Here is an 18829-nt window from a genome sequence, read left to right as displayed (position 1 = left end):
ATGGACGATATGATTACTATTTTTGCAGATATGGAAGCAAATGCGATTGAAGAAATTGCCATTGAAGATTTACTTTCGGTTCGCACTGGAGATGGACACTCTTTTGAACTAGAAGAAGATGAAAGTCTGCAAGCGTTGATAGACGACATCTCTACTAATGGTTTTTTAGAACCGATTCTCGTTCGTGCGGATAAAGACGGATTGGGGTGCTATGAGATTATATCCGGGCATCGCAGAGTATATGCCGCAGAGAAACTAGGCTTTGAGCGGATAACCGCAATCGTTATGAATGATGATAACGAAAACTCCATTTCATATTACAGCAGATGTGACTTGACTGAAATCTAGTTATATAGAAAAAGAGTTCTAAGAAAGGGGATAAGTAAATGGCTAATTTAGAACAGGTTAAAAAGAAAATAAAAAAGCTGCTTGCACTTGCGGACAGCAGCAATGAATTTGAGGCAAAGGTTGCTATGGCAAAGGCTCAAAAACTGCTGATGGAATACAAGTTAAATCTTCATGACATAGAGGAAAGGCAGAAAGAAATCGTTCACCGAGAAACACCGCTATATTTTACGGAATACAAGAATGGTTATAGAGCCAACATTGCCAGTCTGCTTTCAGAATTTTACTGTTGCAGGACATATCAGCAATCCGTAAAGGGAAGTAAAAAAATTCGCATTATGATAGTCGGTTTTCAGGACGATGTAGAAATTCTTGAAAGTCTTCTAATTTTTGCCGATGAATGTATCATGGACTGGTTCCGCAGCTTTAAGAAAAGTGAAGGCTGGAAGTATAGTAATGTTTATTTGAACGGATTAAAAAACCGATATGGATTAGGATTTGCCGAAGGACTTGAAGAATTACTGCAAAAGCAGATGCAAGAAATAGAACAGGAATGGGGGCTGGTTCCGGCTGTTCCAAAAGAAGCACAGGATTTTATATCAACGCTGCAGGCGGGAAAGGAGCTGGCGTTTAATCTCAGTGAAGATATGAAGATTTACACACAAGGATATAAAGATGGTAAAAGCGTAGATCTACATAATAAAATTACCAGCACAAGAACATAGGCTTGCAGGATAGGAGGAAAAGTAGATGGGCAGGAAAATCAAATTCACCGGGTATGAACTGGCGAAGCCGGTATTTGATGCCTGTGAAGCGAATATAAAAGCATATCCGTATCTGATAAATGTTCGAAGAAGCTTTTCTGAAATTAACGGATTAAAAAGGAACTTCGCAGAGCGGGTATTGAATAAAGTTGACCTTGATTTGAGAATATCGGAAATCGAAGAAGCATTTTTACAGATTCCGGAAAAGTATGTTGCTGCAGTAAAATACTATCTTTTTTCCAAAGAGAAAAAAGCAGTAGTGGAAAGTCAAATAGAGCTTACTTATCTGCTTGATTATGGAGAAGTCGTAACATGGGCAAACAAATTGATTTATCTCTATGCCGAGTTACTCGGCTATCCAATATCAAAGAAAGGTGAAGAAGTCAATCTGTGGATAGATGAAAATGGAGAAGTGGAAATTTTCTAAGGAGGAGCGAAAATGAAAGATAGATTAGTAACCGAATATGTAGACCTGTGCCATGAACTGGTTTGTATGAACCATGGACTTGGCTGGACAGAAGCAGATGGAATCCGAGAGAAAGAGATTAAACAGAGATTGGCTATTTTAAGAGGGCAGCTGGGACTAAGCCCGCTTGCCAGTCTTATGAGTAAATAGAGGAGGAGAAAAAAGATGACTAAAAAAGCACAAATCATTGCACTTGCAAATCAAAAGGGTGGCGTTGGAAAGACGACGACTTGTCATGTACTTGCTTATGGGCTGCAGGACAGAGGGAAAAAAGTATTGCTGATTGACACAGATCCGCAGACAAATTTGACAGAAACCTTTTCGATTGCAGAATATCAGGGAAGAAGCATTTATCAGCTGTTTAAGAAAGAGAAGAAAGCATCAGAGTGTATTTTCCCTGTGAGCGATAATCTGGATATTATACCGGGCAGTCTTTATATGGCAGGGGCAGATATGGAATTTTCGCAGCCAGGCAGAGAGTATTTGTTAAAAGAGGCTCTTATCGAGGTAGCCGATCGGTATGACTATATCATCATAGATACACCGCCAAATCTCGGTATTATTACCATCAATGTCATTGTGGCTGCACACAGCACTATAATCCCGATGAAAGCATCTAAGTATTCTGTGCAGGGATTATCGCAGCTGCTGCAGACGATAGATGTTGTCAGCGGGTATTATAATTCTGCTCACAAAATTGCGGGGATTTTGATTACGCAATACGATGGAAGAACCAACATTCGCAGGAATATTAAGGAGGCTATTGAAAAGGTGCTTGCCACAATGGGAATTCATATTTTCAATACTGTAATACGAAATGGTGTTGCCATTGAGGAAGTGCAGTATGCTCAAGAGAGCCTTTTCACTAAGAAAAAGACTTCCGTTACAGAAGACTACAAAAAGTTCATTGAAGAACTGCTGGAAGTGTAGGAAATAAAGAGGAGGAAGAAATATGACAGGAAAGTCTGATGCAACAATGCGAGAACTCAAACTGGAAGACCTGCTGCCGTTTCATACCGGCGCTGGACATACTTTTGAAATAGAAGAAGATGACGATATGCGGGAACTGATGGCTGATGTATCCGTTAATGGAATCTTAGAGCCGATTCTCGTTCGTGCAGATAAAGACAGATTGGGGTGCTATGAGATTATATCCGGGCATCGCAGGGTATATGTCGCCGAGAAACTAGGCTTTGAGCGGATAACCGCAATCATTATGGAGTATAACGATGAAAAAGCAATCAAACAGAGGATTAAAGAAAATTCCTCGAAAACCTGCTTGATGTGTAAGAAGTAAAGAGGAGGAAGAAATATGACAGGAAAGTTTGATGCAAGCCCTATTGAAAAAATCTTAGGAACTGCTACATATAGAGAAGAAACCGAAACCGAAAAGCCTGATGCAATCATGCGAGAACTCAAACTGGAAGACCTGCTACCGTTTCATACCGGCGATGGACACCCTTTTGAAGTAGAAGAAGATGACGATATGCGGGAACTGATGGCTGATGTATCCGTTAATGGAATCTTAGAGCCGATTCTCGTTCGTACCGATAAGAACTTCTTTGGTCGCTATGAAATTATTGCAGGACACCGCAGGGTGTATGTTGCAAGAAAGCAAGCCCTTGCAACAATTAAGGCAATCGTCATGGAGTATGACGATGAAATGGCAATCAAATTGATGGTTGCAACGAACTTGAAGAAGCGGACCCATATCAAACCGTCTGTAAAGGCAAAGGCTTACAAGATGTATATGGACGCTAATAAACGGCAAGGACAGCGTGGTGACTTAACTTCGTCTCCAGTGGAGACGAAGTTGCGAACTGATGAAAAAGCAGCGCAGGAGTTTAATGAGAGTCGGGCTACAATTCAGAGATATATCCGTCTCAATGAGCTGATACCGGAATTGCTGCTGCGAGTGGATTCTGACCAAATCAAATTTAGAGCTGGCGTGGAACTGTCCTACTTGGACAAAGAAGCGCAAAGCCTGCTTGCAGCATTCATTCGGGAGCATGATGTAGTTCCGAGCCTGGCGCAAGCAGAACTGCTGAAAGAGAACCAGAAAAATGGCGGGACCGTAGATGAAAGCTATTTGTGCATTATCTTCGGGATTGATAATCAGGACCCTGTGCTTAAGGATATGATTGAGGGGAATAAGAAAGAGCAGGCGAGAGTAAAGGCTGCGAAGCCGAAACTGAACGAACGATTTATCAATGATTATCTGCCAGAACCAATTCGGAAGCAGAGTGTAGAGCAGAAAAGGGAATACACCCAGGCAGCACTTGTTATGTTTAACAACTACCTTTTGGGACACCCAGAAGAGAAAGCAAAGTGGGAGGGATAGTAAACGAGCATGGAAGTAGCATTACATATAATTGAAAAAGCAGCTATGATTATGCTAATCGGTTCACTTGGCATTTTTCCATTTTTGGTGCCACGCAACCTGAAATTTACAGGGTATATAATGCCGGTATTTTCAATCTCTGTTCTAGTATTACTGGCGGGGCTTTATATAAAGGAGTGTACTGCTTATGCGGGAACTGATTACTGTAAAAACAGTGTAGCATTGTTTTTTGAAATTATTAAGGAGAAACCATATTTTGGATTGCTGTTTGTTTTTATGGCTGTGTTAGTGTATGGAACTATGAGGCTGCTGGCATATATATGTGACAGAAAGTTCGATCGTTGGATAAAAATAATGACTGCTATTAGCATGGCTTTGGTTGCTTTTGTACCAATTGTGGCAGGAGGCTTGCTATGTACATGGAAATAAACGCCTAGAAGCAAAGTGGGAGGGATAGAAAATGGATAGTTCCGAAATGTTAATTTTTATAAATAGAATCTTTTTAATGATTCTTTTAATACTAGGAGGATCGACTATGTATTTTTTCTTTTTGGGTGGTGTTGGTAATCAAAAGTGCAAATATTTGGCAGCAGTAAGAGAACTTGTGGTATATCTCGAACCTTATGCACATTATGAAGAAACAGAAGAAAATTGCAAGGAGGCAGCTAATGAAGTGCTGGCAATGCTAAAGGATATGCCTGATTGCATTTCTAAAATGAAAACAAATTACTTGACACGCCAATATATGGAAGAAGGTGACGATATAGCATATATTTATTATGTGGTAAAACTCCAAACGCTGTTAAGAAATCGAGAATATGTAACCTGCTTGCATCAATTACAGGAGTTTTTACAGTTCCAAGTCATGAAAGACAACCTAGACGATTCTGTGTTATACTTACCGTATAACATAAAATCTGCACTTATCCATGCGATAGAGGGTGGATTGAAAGGAAGCGCAGCACATGGTAATATTGAAGAGAAGAAGTAGGAAGCATATTTACGGAACTGACTACCGGCTAATGCTTATTTATGAGCTGGGAAAGCAAAGATTCTATTTCACGCACCCAGGAGAAAAGGAGAAGTGGAAAAAGAGCGGATACGATATATGCCAACATTTCAAAGTCTAAAGACAACAGTAAAAGAATGATTTTTTATTAGACGAAACATTTTAAGGAGGAAGAAAGAGATGTTAGAAATGAAATTCAGTTTATATTACGATGATGATAACGAGGAAACTTGTTACGATATGTTTTCTGGTGAAGAAGATTTTACTGACGAAAAGGAAATCAAAGGATTTATCAAAACGGTAATCAAGGATATGGCAGGACTGACCAGGGGCAGACATTTCAGCCTCTATGTGAATAGAGAGAACGAAGCAGCTGTGAACTGGATTAAAGAATACTGTATTGAAAACGGGATTGGTATGACCCTGCTTTATCCGGACGAAGCTGGCGGCTGGAGAGAAGAAGAACTGCAGCTGCCCCTATAAAGTAAGTGAGGGGAATTAGTATGCAAGAGTGTGTTGTGCAGGAAATTCCTATTCAGGAGATCCGTCTCTTTGGTGGAGATTATGGAGTAGCATATTTTCATTTGAATAAACGCAAGGTAGCGGAGCTGGTGGAAAGCATCGCAGAAGTAGGTGTGCTGGAGCCTTTGATTGTAAGAAAGGACCCGACTGGAGCTGCAGCGTATGAACTGATTGCGGGAAGAACCAGATTGACAGCTGCAAAGCAAGTTGGACTGGAAACTGTGCCTTGTATGGTTTGCAACCTAAATGATAGTAAAGCAACCTGCCTTTACGGAGAAAGCAATCGGTATCGTGAAGACATCACGATTACAGAAAAAGCATTTATGCTCAGATATTTTGATGAATTTGTAGAAGATATAGAAAAAGTGCAAAACGGCGGAATCCGCCGAAATGCACTTTTTGATGATATGAACCAGATGGACGAAAGAGAAAAACGCCGGCGCATCAGGCTGACCTATTTAGTACCAAGACTGCGAGAATTAGTAGACTGCCATAAAATCAGTATCAGTGTAGGAAGTGAAGCTTCGTATCTGCCGGAGGAAATACAGAATAGAATTTACTTTGAACTGATTGGAAGTCGAAAGATTCTAAGTCAACAGGCGGTTAGAGAAATCAGGACTGCTTACCAAGAAAAGAGACCTTTCGGTCAAACCTTAACGGCGACCGAAATCAATCAAATCATAGAAAGAAACCAGAATCAAAATGAAAAAGTGAAGATTGGCATTTCAAAGGAAATTATAGATCGGCTGCCTCCAGAGTACCAAGCACCGAAAGAAAAAGAAAAACTTCTTGAAAATTTAATAAAGAAATTTTTGAAAAACACTTGACAAAAAATATTTTACGAAATATCGGCGATGTTACTTGAAAATGCGGTTTTTAAGTGCTAATATGGTACCGTGCTTTATAGCACATCTTTTTTCGGATACTTCTTCCTAATTACGCAGGGGAGAAGTATTTTATTTTACCCCTAGAGTATATTAGCGGCAGCGATGCTCTCCCCCCCCCATTCGATTAGAAGCTCGCTGCCGCTGATATGCTCAAAATTACAGGAAAATACAGCCAAAATACCCTTAAGAAATCTTGACAAAAGAACAGATGTTCTGTATAATATATAGTATAGAAAAACAGGTTAAAACCTTTGGTGCAACCAGCATTTTAGGGTTCATATAACCAAGGCATATACCGCTGGCGGTTTGGTCCACCAACCTTGACGAAGGGAGGTGGTTGTATGATGTACATAACATGGGAAGAGCTTTTAAGCTATACCTTGGTACTAATTACACTTGCCAATCTTCTTAAGAAGAACGACAAATAAAACCAAAACCGCCAAACTAAGCGTTTGACGGTTTCATTCCAAAACTTTTTAGGACTGAACCGCCCTACCAAAAGCGGTTATCCTTGTTAATAACAATATACCATAGTGACAGCTAAAATGCAAGAGCTATGAGAAAGTTGATGAGATAAAAAGGAATTGAGAGAAAAGAGGAGAGAGCGATATGAAGATGAAGAATTTAACAGCATTAGCATTAAGCGCAGCGATGATGCTGACGATGGCTACACCAGCGTTTGCAGCGGATATTCCGTCTGCGAAAGATACAACTGCGCCGGTTACCGAAACTGTAAAAGTTACCAAGCCGGCGAAAGTGCAGAGCCTTACAGTGTTAAAAAATGGCTACAACAGTCTAAAGGTGAGCTGGAAAAAAGTAGACGGTGCGACGAAGTATGAAGTCTACAGAAGCACTACCGGAAAGTCCGGCAGCTATACCTTAAAGAAAACGACTACCGGCACTTCATATACCAATACAGGTCTTTCTACCGGCAAAACATATTACTACCAGGTAAGAGCCGTAAATAAGGCTGGCAAGGGCAGCTTCTCCGCTACTAAGAGCAGCAAGGTGCAGCCTGCAACGCCATCTGTAAAGATTACACTTGGCGGTTCAGTCAGCAAGCCATACGACCATACGCCAAAGGTAAGCTGGAAAGCTGTCAGCGGTGCATCCGGCTATGAGGTGTATAGAACGATTAAAGGTAAGAACAAGTGGAAAAGAGTTGTAACAACTACAAAGACATCTTATCTTGACAGTACAAAAGCAGATTTTCGTGAATGGTATAAATACGAATACAAAGTGCGTTCATATAGAACCGTGAGCAAGAAGAAAGTATACAGCTACTTTACTTCTCCGAAAGAGTATGTACCAGACTGGACTATGGACGACCTGATGCCCGAACTGATTGCATACGGTGAGAGCATTAAAGGTAAGCGCCTGCAGTACAATCCGGTGACAGAGGACTTTGAGCCATATACCGGACCGGAGGGAAAGTATTATACTATGGAACATATTATTGGATTTGTTGAGGATCCAAGCACGGAAACTGGATACCGTGGTGTAAGATGGGGAGATAAGAAAGCTATGAAAGACCCTACTTTTGAGCTGTCTACACCAGAAGACAGTTCATGGACAGCAGCTTTTCCCGCATTGATTGGATATTACTGGACAAAAGAAACTGCACTGAAAAGAACAAAAGCCTTAGTGAAATTCGATGTAGAGAGTCAAATGAGAGCAAACACTTTAACATGGATGCCTGCAGATGATATGTTTCCAGCGGGCTGGATTGGAACTGACTGTTTCACTATTTATACTAGAAAAAATTATGCGCCATCTAGGTATGAGAACGGATATTCTTTTTGGGTAATGCGTTAACTGTCAAACCATAAATTTATCAAAACAGAATAAAGTGCAAGTAAGGAAAGATTGAAACTCAGTCTTTCCTTTTTTTGTGCAAAAAAAATTCAACGGCTCCGGCATTTTGCTGCAGCCGTTTTTACATAGATAAAAAAATAATGAAGGAGGAACTTATGGGAAAGCAAAAAACATATTCATGGCTGCGTAAGGGTGCGGTGCTGCTTCTGGCATTTGCAATACTTCTTGCATATATGCCGCTCCAGTCCATGACAGCTTATGCAGCCACCAAAGCGTCAGTGTATGACGGCGCAACTCTAAAAGGCTCTGACGGAAAACCATATTATCCAAATAACAAAGGCGGCGGATATTACTGGGCGAAATTCTCTAACAAAGCCGGAGATGGCTTTGTTTACCGTCTAGCGAGAGCGACATCTGCGAAAAAGACCATTGTAGCCAAGACAAGCAAAGGCAGCTATCAGGCATACTGTCTAGAGCATGGCGCATGGATGAATGCTGGTGCTACCGGCTACAGCGCTGATGAACAGAGCGATTTAATGAAGCTTCGCTGGATGCAGCCATACAGCGATAAGACTTTAGAGGGTATGCGCCTTGCGCTTCTCTTTGGGAAACAGCCTGGACACACTCAAAAAGATGTGCCGGTTGCAGGCTGTAATCTGGACGACTGGTACTGGGCGACCCAGAATATCATCTGGGAGTTTCAGCAGGGGCTTCGAACTTCCGTTGACAGCGGACTGAAAAGCCGCACCGGAAAGTATGCCATGAACGCCAACTGGTTTAAGGATACGGTAAAAGGCAGACCGGCAGGAAAAATCTATGACTGGATGCTAAGCCAGATGAAAAAGTATAAGAAACCATTAAGCTTTACTGCAGATAGAACAAATAAGATTACGAAAAGACAGACTATCCCGATGATTGCTCAGCCCGATGGAACTTGGAAAGCAGTAGTAAAGGATACCAATAAGCTGAATCAGGATATTAAGTCCACCAATAAGAATGTGAAAATCAAGCGTAACGGCAACGAGTATACCATCACCTGCAATGCTGACCCGAACACTATCATCAAGCCGATTAAGGCAAACAAGGTGGTAGAGGCTGCAAAGGTCAAGAAAGATCTGCTGGTATTTACAACCAATCAGTCCAGTCCTGTTGCAGATTCCAACCATCTGCAGACAGTAGCCACCGGCGGCGATGACCCTGTGGAGCTGTATTTCAAATTAACGGCTGATACTGATATACCAGAACCAGGCGAACCGGGCGAGCCGAAACTGCCATCTTTTGAATTAGATGTAGAAAAGTTCGACAAGAATCCTGGGTTTGACCAAAGCAGTGGAACTTCTCATACCGGCATGGGCGATGCGCCGCTGGATGCAACCATCGACTTGATTGTTGGCGGGGAAGTAGTGGAATCCATGACATTAGATGTCAACGGCTGCAGTGATGCGCCGTTTTACTTTATGCCATGGGACGATGTTTCGGAACTCGACAAAGAGGAAGTGCCGACCTACGATCCGGACAGCGGGGCGCTGCTCTACACAGACTACTACTGGCGTGGCAGCAAGACGGTCAGCACCGAAGAAAGCGGTGTGCCGGACGGCAGATTTCCGGACGAAAAAGGCGGTACTCGTGACCATGGAACCATTACCTACTATGCCCACTGCAGAGATGATGGTCCGATGGACTACAATATAACATACGAAAATGGAACGCTGACTAATGAGGCAGATATTGACCCGGACAATCCGCAGCCGATGATTGATGATAAAGGCGATAAAGCCTATGTCAATGACAACTTTAGAGGCAAGCTGCAGATTGTCAAGACTAAGACGGACCTTGACCCGTTTACGCCGGATAACGGCAGCGGCAAGCTGGAATACTCCACCAACTCCAAGTGGACCATCGAGCTGCTGTCAGGCGGATATGAAGACCACCCATATATCAGGGTTGTACCAGTCAAACCGGGCGAGGCTGGATATGATGACTACGCAAACTGCTACCGGGTTGTGAGAGATAACAGCGGTACTCCGGCAGACGAAAATAATCCGCTGACTGTCAGCAAGTTCGGACAGATTCGTGTAATCGACCTGCCATACGGCAATTATCTGGTGAAAGAAATTTCCGCAGATTCTAACGGCTATGTGTTAGAATCCCATGAAATCTCTGTAACCTATGACGGCGAGCTTATTTCGACAGATACCGACAATGTGCCGAAGAAAAATAAGGTACAGATTGTCAAGACCAACTCTGAAACCGGTAAAACCGTTCGCCTGAACGAAAATGCGGCTTTCCGCATCAAGTATCTGGGAAATCCAGATCTGCCGGACCCGACTGCAGCACCAAACTATGGCAAGTACCTGCCAAACGGCAGCAGCTATACAGACGGCGATGCAGCAGGAAAGAACAACTATATCTTCAAATGCAATGCAGACGGACAGATTGTGCTGCCATATATGCTGGAATACGGAATTTACCAGCTGGAAGAAGTGACGGTACCGGAGGGATACTTTGTAGGAGAGTATGATGAAAAAGGCGAGGGCAGCAATGCGGATATGCCAAAAGACTTTGACGATGCTGTCGTAATCTATGATTCTGCCGGAAAGAAAGTAACCGATTTTACCGCAAACGGCAAGGTCATTTTTAATAAATATAAGTTTTCGGTTACAGAGCAGACGCCGCATCAGGACGGCAAGGACTATGTGACATACTATCTGACCGTTCCGATGCTGAATAACCCTGCGAAAGGGAAAATCGAAATCACCAAAAACGGCGAGAGCCTGGCAGGTTGGCTGCAGACTAAGTTTAACGGCAACAGCGGATACGCAGCAGTCTGGGATAAGACCAGATTAAAAGATGCCACTTTTAATGTCTATGCTGCAGAAGATGTGCTGCAGGTGGACGGTGTGCAGAGAATCAAAGCTTTTGATTCTAAAACGGACAAGGAAATCGCTTTAGAAGAAGTTACTCGTGACCATGCAGATAAAGACGGTGCTAAGAGCTTCTGGCAGAAACTCTTAGATACCGGAGAAAAAATCCTGCGCTGGATAGGTCTGGATATTGGCGATGATAACGAGTGCAAAACCGAGTACATCGCAAAATCAGATAAAGGAGCGACTTATTCTACTGAATATACGGTAAAAGATGCCGAAACAGGCATTACAACCACATATCAAGTGGATTATTCCATGAATTACACGAAAGGCGGCATGAACTATACGGATATTCATGTGAAGAAAGATATGACCGCCGATGATTATGTAGCAAAGATTGACTACACTACGCCGAAGCTTTTAACAGGCGGAGAAGAAGTTGACATTATGGACTTGATTCTTCTGAACAAAAACATGATAAAGCTGAATCAGGACACTGTCGATGAATACGGTACAGACGATATTACGGCTAAGATTTTGGAGCCTATGACCATTGTAGTGCCGCTAGATGAGGACACCGACCCGCAGGCGCCGAACGAATGGACCTTAGTAAAAAAGGCAGACAAGTATCTGGCAACCAAAGAAGAACCGGTGCTTGATGAAGATGGAAATCCGAAAGAAGATGAGAATACCGGAAATCCGATTACAGAAACCAGGTATCAGGTGTATGTCAATGACAACGGCACAAAGAAATGGGTAGAATCTGACGAAAATGGCAAGTTCGAAGATGTCAATACACCAAAAGACCTGCCAGAAGGCTTTACCAGAACCGCTAAAGAGGGAATGTTCCAGGTAAGCAAAACAGATGCAGATAAAGGCGAACTCTATATGGTATGGGCTGTGGAAGATGGAAAAGGTCGCTGGATCAGCTGCGATGCAGACGGCAGTTTCTATAAATCCTACCATCAGGAATACAATTTCACAGCTGCGCAGCACTTTGACTGTGCAGACGGCTTTGTATTTTCCTGGGACGGTTTAATTGTAGATGCCCTTGCAGATAACAAAGCGCAGACGGCGCAGACAGTTGTAACAGATCCGTGGGGTACAAAACCGCAGATTACACACTCTGCAGCCTATGAATATGAAACAAAGGACAATATCACGACCTTTAAGGCAGAGCCGAAAGATTTGGCACCTGTATACTTTAAGACTAACAGCGGTATCAAAACCTCTATGATTTATCAGGGTGGTCAAACCATTACAAGTATTTTGGTGAAACAAAGTCAGCTGTATCTGTTTGGCGAAGACAGCAAGCCGGAAGATACGACTTCAACCGAAAAAATCTTTCCGCTTATCGAGTATACCAATACCGAGGAAACCGAACTGATTGAATGGTGTAAAGACTTGACACCGGATAACAGTAAGTTTGAGAGAGTATTTGACGACAGTAATTTTGTGAAAGTGCAGCGCCTTGAAGTCAGTCCGGATAACAAGGACGAGGTTGCTTACGAAATTACCATTGTCAGCGATAATGAGGACGAGGAAAAGGGATTTAAGGTTACTTATCCGGATTCGACCGTTCTGCGCCCTGTAAATTGTGTGGACGAGGGTAAAGACGCCGGCAAGCTGATGTTTGTATCTACAGAGGGGACGATGATGCACCCGATCGGCAGCCCTGTTGCAACCATTACCACAGACGAGAACGGGATTGCGACAACACCAAATTTACCGCTGGGTAAGTATTATATCCAGGAAGTAAAGTCTGGAAACGGTCATGTAAACAACGGGCAGTGGAGAGAATTCAACCTGACCTATAAAGACCAGTATACGCCGCTTGTTTGGGACGAGGCAACGCTGGACAATGAGGCTGTAGCAGTTAAAATCGACCTGCAGAAGCTGCTTGAAACAGGATATGAAACCGGCGAATACCAGCCGGGCGGTGGCGCAGTCTTTGGCATATTTACTGCTGATGAAATCGAGGCAGTAACCAAAACCGAGAAGAAGATTGATAAAAAGAAGATTGAAGCAGATACTCTGGTAGGCACCGTTACTGTGATGGGCGATGGAAACGGCACTACAGTAGCGAAGCTGCCGCAGGGAAGATACTATGTGAAAGAAATATCTGCGCCAAGCGGATACAAATTGAACGGCACCAAATATTACTTTGATGCTGTTGATGTCTTATCTGCAGACCAGATTGATTTTGCATACAAGGATATTGGCGTGAACGGTTATGTTACACAGGACGGAAACGGTAATACTGTCGTGGATATTGAAAGCAAGTACAGCAAGCCGATGAACAATCTTAGTGTAGATGATACCGAATACGATTTGCTGAAATCTGAGGCAAAGGGAAATGTAACTGTGGAGAAGCTGGACGGCAGAACCAGAACAAAGATTGTGGTAACAGCGGGGCAGAGCAGCACTGTTACATTTGCAAACGGAGCTGCTTTGCAGATTGCTGCAGAGAAGACTGCATACACAGCAGCCTTTGACGGAGCTGCGCCATCAAAACTGGAGCTTGGCAGTGAAACAAACCTTACTAAAACGGTAGAAGGAACTAAGACTGTTATTCAGTATCAGCCGAAAGTTACAAAGACCAACTGGCTGTCTGAAGCAGTCTACAAGTATGCTGCGCCAAAGAATACCGAAAGCGGCGAGGGCGGCTTTACAACCGTTCAGCCTGCCAACAAGCAGCTTGTCTTAACATCACCGGAAAGCACATCTGCTGTGAAAGCCTCTGTAGACTACGAATATGGCAGCGCAGAAATGACATTCGTAGGTACCGTAAACAGCATTACTGTAGACGGCAAGCCTGTAGATGCTGCAGACCTTGACAAACCGGTTCTCTTAAAAAGAATCGTAAGAACACCGGTAATGATTGAAAACCCTGATAATCCGGACCAGGAAATCCAGAAGACCGACAAGGACGGCAACCTTGTCTTTGATGTGAAAATCGAGGAAGCAAGTGCAGTGATTAACTTTGACGATGGTGTAAGTTATACCGTGCAGCTTGACAAAGCAGGAAACTTCTACATGACCGCTGCCGGAGCTGTGGACAAGAACCTCGACACAGAATCAACTTTAACCGTAGACGGTAAGACCGAGTTGCCGAAAGGTATCAACTTAAAGAACACTACTGCTAAGACTTATGCAAGAAACAACACCGACGCAGGGGTACTTAATATCACTATCAATCAAGTGAAAAACGACAGACTGCCGGAAGAACCGGGAACACCAACAGAACCCGGAAGTCCAAAAGGCGCTATCGAAATTACCAAAGTGGACATGGAAACTGGTGAAACCCTGCCAGGCGCTGAATTTGAAATCTGGTCCGCAAAGCAGAGCAACGGTAAATGGGTGAAAGATAAGCTGATTTACACCGGCGTTACCGGAGAAGACGGTAAGATGACGGTGTCCAATTTAGGTTATGCCGTATATTTCTATCACGAAATTAAGGCTCCAGATGGATATGCAATTGATAACGGCTATTATCAAGTTGAAGTGAAAGACGGAAAAGTGCTGGCTAAAGTAACGATGGACAACAGCCGTATTAAAGGAAATTTTGAGCTATTAAAAGTTGATAAGGATACTGGAAAGGCGCTTGCCGGCGCTAAGTTTGAAATCTTTGATGGAAATAAAAATGTGATTTATACTGCAGAAACAGCCGAAAACGGAAAGCTGCAGCTTAAAAACCTGCTGCCAGGCGTTTACTATTACCGAGAGATTGCAGCGCCAAAAGGATACATTCTTGATGATACGCTGCACAAATTCGTTATTACGGATTCGGATAACGGCAAAACCATTAAGGTGACAGTAAAGAACAAGCTGAAGACCGGCATCGTTGATATTGATACACCGGACAATCCTGGCGGTGGCGATGACGGAAATGTGACCGTTACTTCCAACGGACCACAGACCGGCGATACGACTGCTTTCTTGCCGTATGTTATAGCTTTGCTGCTGTCGATTGTTGCAATCTCCGTTTTGATTGCGTATAAGCGGAAGAAAAATAGGGCAGAGGCTATGGAAAAGAAAGAATAACAGGACCAGAGAGTGTGTTTTTTAAGGGCAGTTTTAAGACTGTCTTTTTTTATTGGAGGTGAAAGTATATGAAGAAAAAGCGAGTAATTGCGTTATGCTTTTTGTTGATACTTGCGCTTACATCAAATGTGTATGCAGGGAGTATGACAACAAAGGTGTACACGATTAACTCAAAGCATGATTATGCAGATGTTACGCTCTCTGATTTGGGGCAAGGCGAGCTGGAACAGCTTCTTCCGGAGTTTAAGAGCGAAGATGACGGCAGGAAGTATAAGGCGGTCAGGGTAACGGCAAAGCTGATCAGTGAGCAGAAGCCGGTTAAAGTAAAAAAGTCTTATACAAATCTGACTGAAAAGAAAGTAAAAAAGTCTGTTACCAAATCGGGAGAAAAGCTGACACTTGATGATGTAGCGTGGACAGAGCATCGGCGTAATGCAGCTACAGGTACCGCAACCTATAGCGGAACCAATACAAAGCCTGATGCGCCTGCTACAAAAGATATTACTGCCACGCTGCCAGACGGCAGCACCATCACAGTGACAGGTCAGCTGCAGCGGGTTGAAAAAACCGGCAGCAGCTACAGCAAGCCGTTTACAGTGACGGCAAAATTCACAGGTGACGAAGATGTTGCCTATTATATGCTGGGCAATACAAAAATTCCAAACAACCCGCAGTCGCCGGTCTTTGACGGCTATGAGAAAGTGCTGCTGAAGCAGCTCGGCTATGATCCGAGCCGTTATAAAATCACTGACGGCAAATGGACCAGCGATTACAAAAAAGAGAATGGACAAACTGTGCGATATGCAGAGTTTTCCGGTCTGCAGCAGACAGCAGACTGGACGGCATATTACACAGAAACCGTCACAGCGACCAGTCCGCAGCTGGCTACTTACGATGCAGAAGCTACCTATACCAACGGTGTGAAAGATACCGAATATAAGGTAATGCTGACGGTAGATTACGAAAGAGTTGGATTATCGCTGCTGCAGATCGTGCTGATTGCCGGCGCAGCGGTGATTGTAGTGGCAGGCTTGATTGCTGTTATTCTGCTGATTATCAGAAAAAAGAGAGATAAAGAAGCAGAAAAATCGGCGGCTTAATATGAAATTTGAATAGAAATGACAAATGATTTTGAAGAAGCAGATTCTTTTTAGGAATTCTGCTTCTTTTCATTTTACGAAAGAAAGAGAGGAAAAAATTATGAATCAATTTATGACATCTTTGTACAACCTGGTAACCAAATGGCAGCCGCTTGTATATATGCTGGTTGCAATCTGCTTAATTGGGATTGGCGTAATGTTTGTAGTGCCATCACAAAAAGCCAAGGAGTTTGCAAAAGCAAACATTGTGTGGGTCGTAATCGGCTGCGGAATTGTACTTGGGGCGACTGTGCTTGCACAAGAAATTTCCGGAGCATTTCAGTTTTAATCAAAGCGCACCCGGTAGGAAAAAGCCGGGTGCATTTTCAAAAAATCTGTTTATTTTAAGGAGAAAATCTCATGGAAAATATGATTACTATTTTTGTGGACACAGAAACAATCAGCGATGCAGAAGCAGCGCAGGAAGACTTATGTCCCGATGAACATATAGAAGATGACTGGTGGATAAGATGATAAATACAAAAGAGTACAGAGAGAAAATTGCAGAAGCGTTTATCAAGTCGCTTGATGAAACTCCAAAAGAATGGAAACAGCAGTGGACTGCATTTAGTGAAAGCCCAAGAAACCCTGTTAATGGCACAGTCTATCGGGGAATCAATCGCCTGTGGCTTAGTTATATGCAAAGGGTTCTTCAGACAGAGGACCCAAGATGGTGTACTTTTAAGCAGGCAAAAGAAAAGGGCTGGCATATTCGCAAAGGCGAAAAGGCGTCTGTCATTGAGCGCTGGAATCCGTATGATAAAGATCAGAAAAAGACACTCACATGGAACGAGTATTATGAAAGAGAAGATAAGGAAAATTTAACAATATACGCCAAATACTTTTATGTATTTAACGGCAGTCAAATTGAAGGAATACCGGAGCTTGAAAAGCCGGAAGAAAAGGATATTAACCCTGCAGATATTCTGGATAAAATCTCTAAAAGCATGGGAGTAGAGATTGCCCATGACGGCGGCAATTCAGCTTTTTACCGTATTACAGAAGATAAAATACATCTTCCTAAAAAGGAATACTTTCATGATGATTACGCATATAACGCAACGGCATTGCATGAGCTTTCTCATGCCACCGGACACGCAAGCAGGCTGAACCGCTATTTAGGCGGCGGCTTCGGAAGCGAATATTATGCGTATGAAGAGCTGGTTGCCGAACTTTCCAGCTGCTTTATGAGTCTGCATCTGCCGACTGAAATGTCAGATGAACATTTTGAAAACCATAAGCAGTATGTGGAAAGCTGGATTTCCGGTATCAAGCAGAAACCGGAGGTTTTGATAAAAGCCATGAAAGATGCGGAAAAGGCTGCAGACTATTTAGAACTTCACGCAGGGGAAATTGATGAACATATCTACAAGAGCCGCAGCACAAAAGCGTTTGAGGTATCAAAAGACAAGGTGGAAAATTATAGTGAAGCTGAACCGGTATTTCATCATAACTCGAAGAAAGAATATGTAAAGGAATATCTGCAAGGCTGGATTGCAAGCTATGATTTTGAAAATCCTCTTGCGATTAAGACAAGGCTTTTACCGAGTACAATCATGGAGAAAGAAATCGAGCAGGGCGGAATGAGAGCCAGTATAGAAGAATGTCGAAAATGGATTCAAAACGATCCGGAAGCGGCATATAATACACGCTTTTATATCCAGGACAAATTCCCAGAAGAAGCCGGCAGCTTAAATCCAGTAAAGGACCCTAAACGGTTTTCACTGATTATGATGGAACGGGAATTATATAAAATGCTGTGCAAGGCTCAGTTCTTCGATGAAAACTGGGATAAGGAAATTACCATCGGAAGAGCAGAAATAAACGAAATTTGTAAAGAAAACAAAATCGGGATTCCTAAAAATGCAAAGCTGCAGAAAATGAAAGTTGCAGGATTTGAATTAGAATAAACGGCAGCAGGGAGGGAGGATGAAACATTGGCAATTAAACATGAAAAGCTTAGCGCAATAACAAAACAGTATGCGGACGATGTGATGAAAGGAAAGCAATCTTGGACCTCTTTTCTGCAGTCGGCAAGCTATACATATAAATACAGATTTGCTAATCAGCTGGCAATCTATTTGCAGAAACCAGATGCTACTGCCTGCACCTCTATGGAGCAGTGGAATCGCATGGGACGAAAAGTTTCAAAAGGGAAAAAAGGAATCAGGTTACTGGAACATGATAAATTTAGCGAATATATCTATGTTTTTGACGCAGCGGATACCGAAAATAGAAGAAATCCAATGCAGAGAGTACAGATCTGGTCTTTGCCGCCGGAATATGTACCGCAGCTTTCAGACTATCTTAGAGATACATATAATCTATCCGAAAAAGAACAGTCCATAGGAGAACGAATTACAGAGGCTGCGTATGCGACCGCAAGTGAAATGTATTTTCCTTTTGTGGACCAGATCATTGAAAATAATCCGGAACTTTGTACACCGCAGTTATCTGCTGACCTTGATAAGCTATATATGATAGTCAGAAAATCTGCGGCATATATGGCATTAAACAGGTGCGGTCTTGATGTGGCCGGCTTTTCAGAAGAAGATTTTGCGTTTGCGGATTTACAGACGACGGTGTTAAAACGCTTTGATATGTTTCTGGAAATCGGAAACATCATACAA

Annotated in this window: 16 protein-coding genes and 1 pseudogene; all 17 read left to right on the top strand. The window is 42.8% G+C overall.

From position 1 onward, the window contains the following. Positions 1 to 348, top strand: a complete 348-nt coding sequence (locus D1151_RS03635; protein WP_243151152.1) for a ParB N-terminal domain-containing protein — start codon at positions 1 to 3, stop codon at positions 346 to 348. 38 nt (positions 349 to 386) lie between these two features. Continuing rightward, entirely contained in the window at positions 387 to 1070 is a 684-nt protein-coding gene (locus D1151_RS03630; protein WP_161907968.1) for a DUF2786 domain-containing protein, read from the top strand. Between the two features lie 25 nt (positions 1071 to 1095). Further along, on the top strand, positions 1096 to 1536 hold the full coding sequence (locus tag D1151_RS03625; RefSeq protein WP_161907967.1) for a hypothetical protein: 441 nt from the start codon (positions 1096 to 1098) through the stop codon (positions 1534 to 1536). A gap of 12 nt (positions 1537 to 1548) precedes the next feature. Next, positions 1549 to 1725, top strand: coding sequence for a hypothetical protein (locus D1151_RS03620; protein ID WP_161907966.1), 177 nt, complete (start codon positions 1549 to 1551; stop codon positions 1723 to 1725). Positions 1726 to 1740: 15 nt separating this feature from the next. Further along, positions 1741 to 2505: a ParA family protein gene (locus D1151_RS03615; RefSeq protein WP_161907965.1), complete on the top strand. Its 765-nt coding sequence runs from the start codon at positions 1741 to 1743 to the stop codon at positions 2503 to 2505. A 22-nt stretch (positions 2506 to 2527) separates the two neighbouring features. Further along, positions 2528 to 2872, top strand: a complete 345-nt coding sequence (locus D1151_RS03610; protein WP_161907964.1) for a ParB N-terminal domain-containing protein — start codon at positions 2528 to 2530, stop codon at positions 2870 to 2872. A gap of 15 nt (positions 2873 to 2887) precedes the next feature. Continuing rightward, a complete protein-coding gene (locus D1151_RS03605; protein WP_161907963.1) occupies positions 2888 to 3916 on the top strand; it encodes a ParB/RepB/Spo0J family partition protein in 1029 nt (342 codons plus the stop codon). 9 nt (positions 3917 to 3925) lie between these two features. Beyond that, entirely contained in the window at positions 3926 to 4345 is a 420-nt protein-coding gene (locus D1151_RS03600; RefSeq protein WP_161907962.1) for a hypothetical protein, read from the top strand. 31 nt (positions 4346 to 4376) lie between these two features. After that, a complete protein-coding gene (locus D1151_RS03595; protein ID WP_161907961.1) occupies positions 4377 to 4907 on the top strand; it encodes a hypothetical protein in 531 nt (176 codons plus the stop codon). A gap of 198 nt (positions 4908 to 5105) precedes the next feature. Then, positions 5106 to 5408 carry a hypothetical protein gene (locus D1151_RS03590; protein ID WP_161907960.1) on the top strand — a complete coding sequence of 101 codons (303 nt, stop codon included), beginning with the start codon at positions 5106 to 5108 and terminating at the stop codon, positions 5406 to 5408. Positions 5409 to 5428: 20 nt separating this feature from the next. After that, on the top strand, positions 5429 to 6274 hold the full coding sequence (locus D1151_RS03585) for a ParB/RepB/Spo0J family partition protein (RefSeq protein ID WP_161907959.1): 846 nt from the start codon (positions 5429 to 5431) through the stop codon (positions 6272 to 6274). Between the two features lie 669 nt (positions 6275 to 6943). After that, on the top strand, positions 6944 to 8149 hold the full coding sequence (locus D1151_RS03580) for a fibronectin type III domain-containing protein (RefSeq protein WP_161907958.1): 1206 nt from the start codon (positions 6944 to 6946) through the stop codon (positions 8147 to 8149). A gap of 155 nt (positions 8150 to 8304) precedes the next feature. Beyond that, positions 8305 to 15060, top strand: a complete 6756-nt coding sequence (locus D1151_RS03575) for a SpaA isopeptide-forming pilin-related protein (RefSeq protein WP_161907957.1) — start codon at positions 8305 to 8307, stop codon at positions 15058 to 15060. 68 nt (positions 15061 to 15128) lie between these two features. After that, on the top strand, positions 15129 to 16160 hold the full coding sequence (locus tag D1151_RS03570; RefSeq protein ID WP_161907956.1) for a hypothetical protein: 1032 nt from the start codon (positions 15129 to 15131) through the stop codon (positions 16158 to 16160). 100 nt (positions 16161 to 16260) lie between these two features. After that, positions 16261 to 16488, top strand: coding sequence for a hypothetical protein (locus tag D1151_RS03565; protein WP_161907955.1), 228 nt, complete (start codon positions 16261 to 16263; stop codon positions 16486 to 16488). 181 nt (positions 16489 to 16669) lie between these two features. After that, a complete protein-coding gene (locus D1151_RS03560) occupies positions 16670 to 18109 on the top strand; it encodes an ArdC family protein (RefSeq protein WP_161907954.1) in 1440 nt (479 codons plus the stop codon). 84 nt (positions 18110 to 18193) lie between these two features. Further along, a pseudogene (locus D1151_RS17310) lies at positions 18194 to 18379 on the top strand (ArdC-like ssDNA-binding domain-containing protein); the annotation flags it as partial. Positions 18380 to 18829: the final 450 nt, after the last annotated feature.

It is taken from the genome of Emergencia sp. 1XD21-10 (assembly GCF_009936045.1).
Taxonomy (GTDB): Bacteria; Bacillota; Clostridia; order Peptostreptococcales; family Anaerovoracaceae; genus Senimuribacter; species Senimuribacter intestinalis.
The sequence above is the reverse complement of the archived record's forward strand: the minus strand, read 5'-3'. Positions and strand labels throughout refer to the sequence as shown.

Bases quoted from the DNA above. Each gene is read 5' to 3' on its own strand.
- D1151_RS03635 (WP_243151152.1), top strand. From the start codon at position 1: ATGGACGATATGATTACTATTTTTGCAGATATGGAAGCAAATGCGATT.
- D1151_RS03630 (WP_161907968.1), top strand. From the start codon at position 387: ATGGCTAATTTAGAACAGGTTAAAAAGAAAATAAAAAAGCTGCTTGCA.
- D1151_RS03625 (WP_161907967.1), top strand. From the start codon at position 1,096: ATGGGCAGGAAAATCAAATTCACCGGGTATGAACTGGCGAAGCCGGTA.
- D1151_RS03620 (WP_161907966.1), top strand. From the start codon at position 1,549: ATGAAAGATAGATTAGTAACCGAATATGTAGACCTGTGCCATGAACTG.
- D1151_RS03615 (WP_161907965.1), top strand. From the start codon at position 1,741: ATGACTAAAAAAGCACAAATCATTGCACTTGCAAATCAAAAGGGTGGC.
- D1151_RS03610 (WP_161907964.1), top strand. From the start codon at position 2,528: ATGACAGGAAAGTCTGATGCAACAATGCGAGAACTCAAACTGGAAGAC.
- D1151_RS03605 (WP_161907963.1), top strand. From the start codon at position 2,888: ATGACAGGAAAGTTTGATGCAAGCCCTATTGAAAAAATCTTAGGAACT.
- D1151_RS03600 (WP_161907962.1), top strand. From the start codon at position 3,926: ATGGAAGTAGCATTACATATAATTGAAAAAGCAGCTATGATTATGCTA.
- D1151_RS03595 (WP_161907961.1), top strand. From the start codon at position 4,377: ATGGATAGTTCCGAAATGTTAATTTTTATAAATAGAATCTTTTTAATG.
- D1151_RS03590 (WP_161907960.1), top strand. From the start codon at position 5,106: ATGTTAGAAATGAAATTCAGTTTATATTACGATGATGATAACGAGGAA.
- D1151_RS03585 (WP_161907959.1), top strand. From the start codon at position 5,429: ATGCAAGAGTGTGTTGTGCAGGAAATTCCTATTCAGGAGATCCGTCTC.
- D1151_RS03580 (WP_161907958.1), top strand. From the start codon at position 6,944: ATGAAGATGAAGAATTTAACAGCATTAGCATTAAGCGCAGCGATGATG.
- D1151_RS03575 (WP_161907957.1), top strand. From the start codon at position 8,305: ATGGGAAAGCAAAAAACATATTCATGGCTGCGTAAGGGTGCGGTGCTG.
- D1151_RS03570 (WP_161907956.1), top strand. From the start codon at position 15,129: ATGAAGAAAAAGCGAGTAATTGCGTTATGCTTTTTGTTGATACTTGCG.
- D1151_RS03565 (WP_161907955.1), top strand. From the start codon at position 16,261: ATGAATCAATTTATGACATCTTTGTACAACCTGGTAACCAAATGGCAG.
- D1151_RS03560 (WP_161907954.1), top strand. From the start codon at position 16,670: ATGATAAATACAAAAGAGTACAGAGAGAAAATTGCAGAAGCGTTTATC.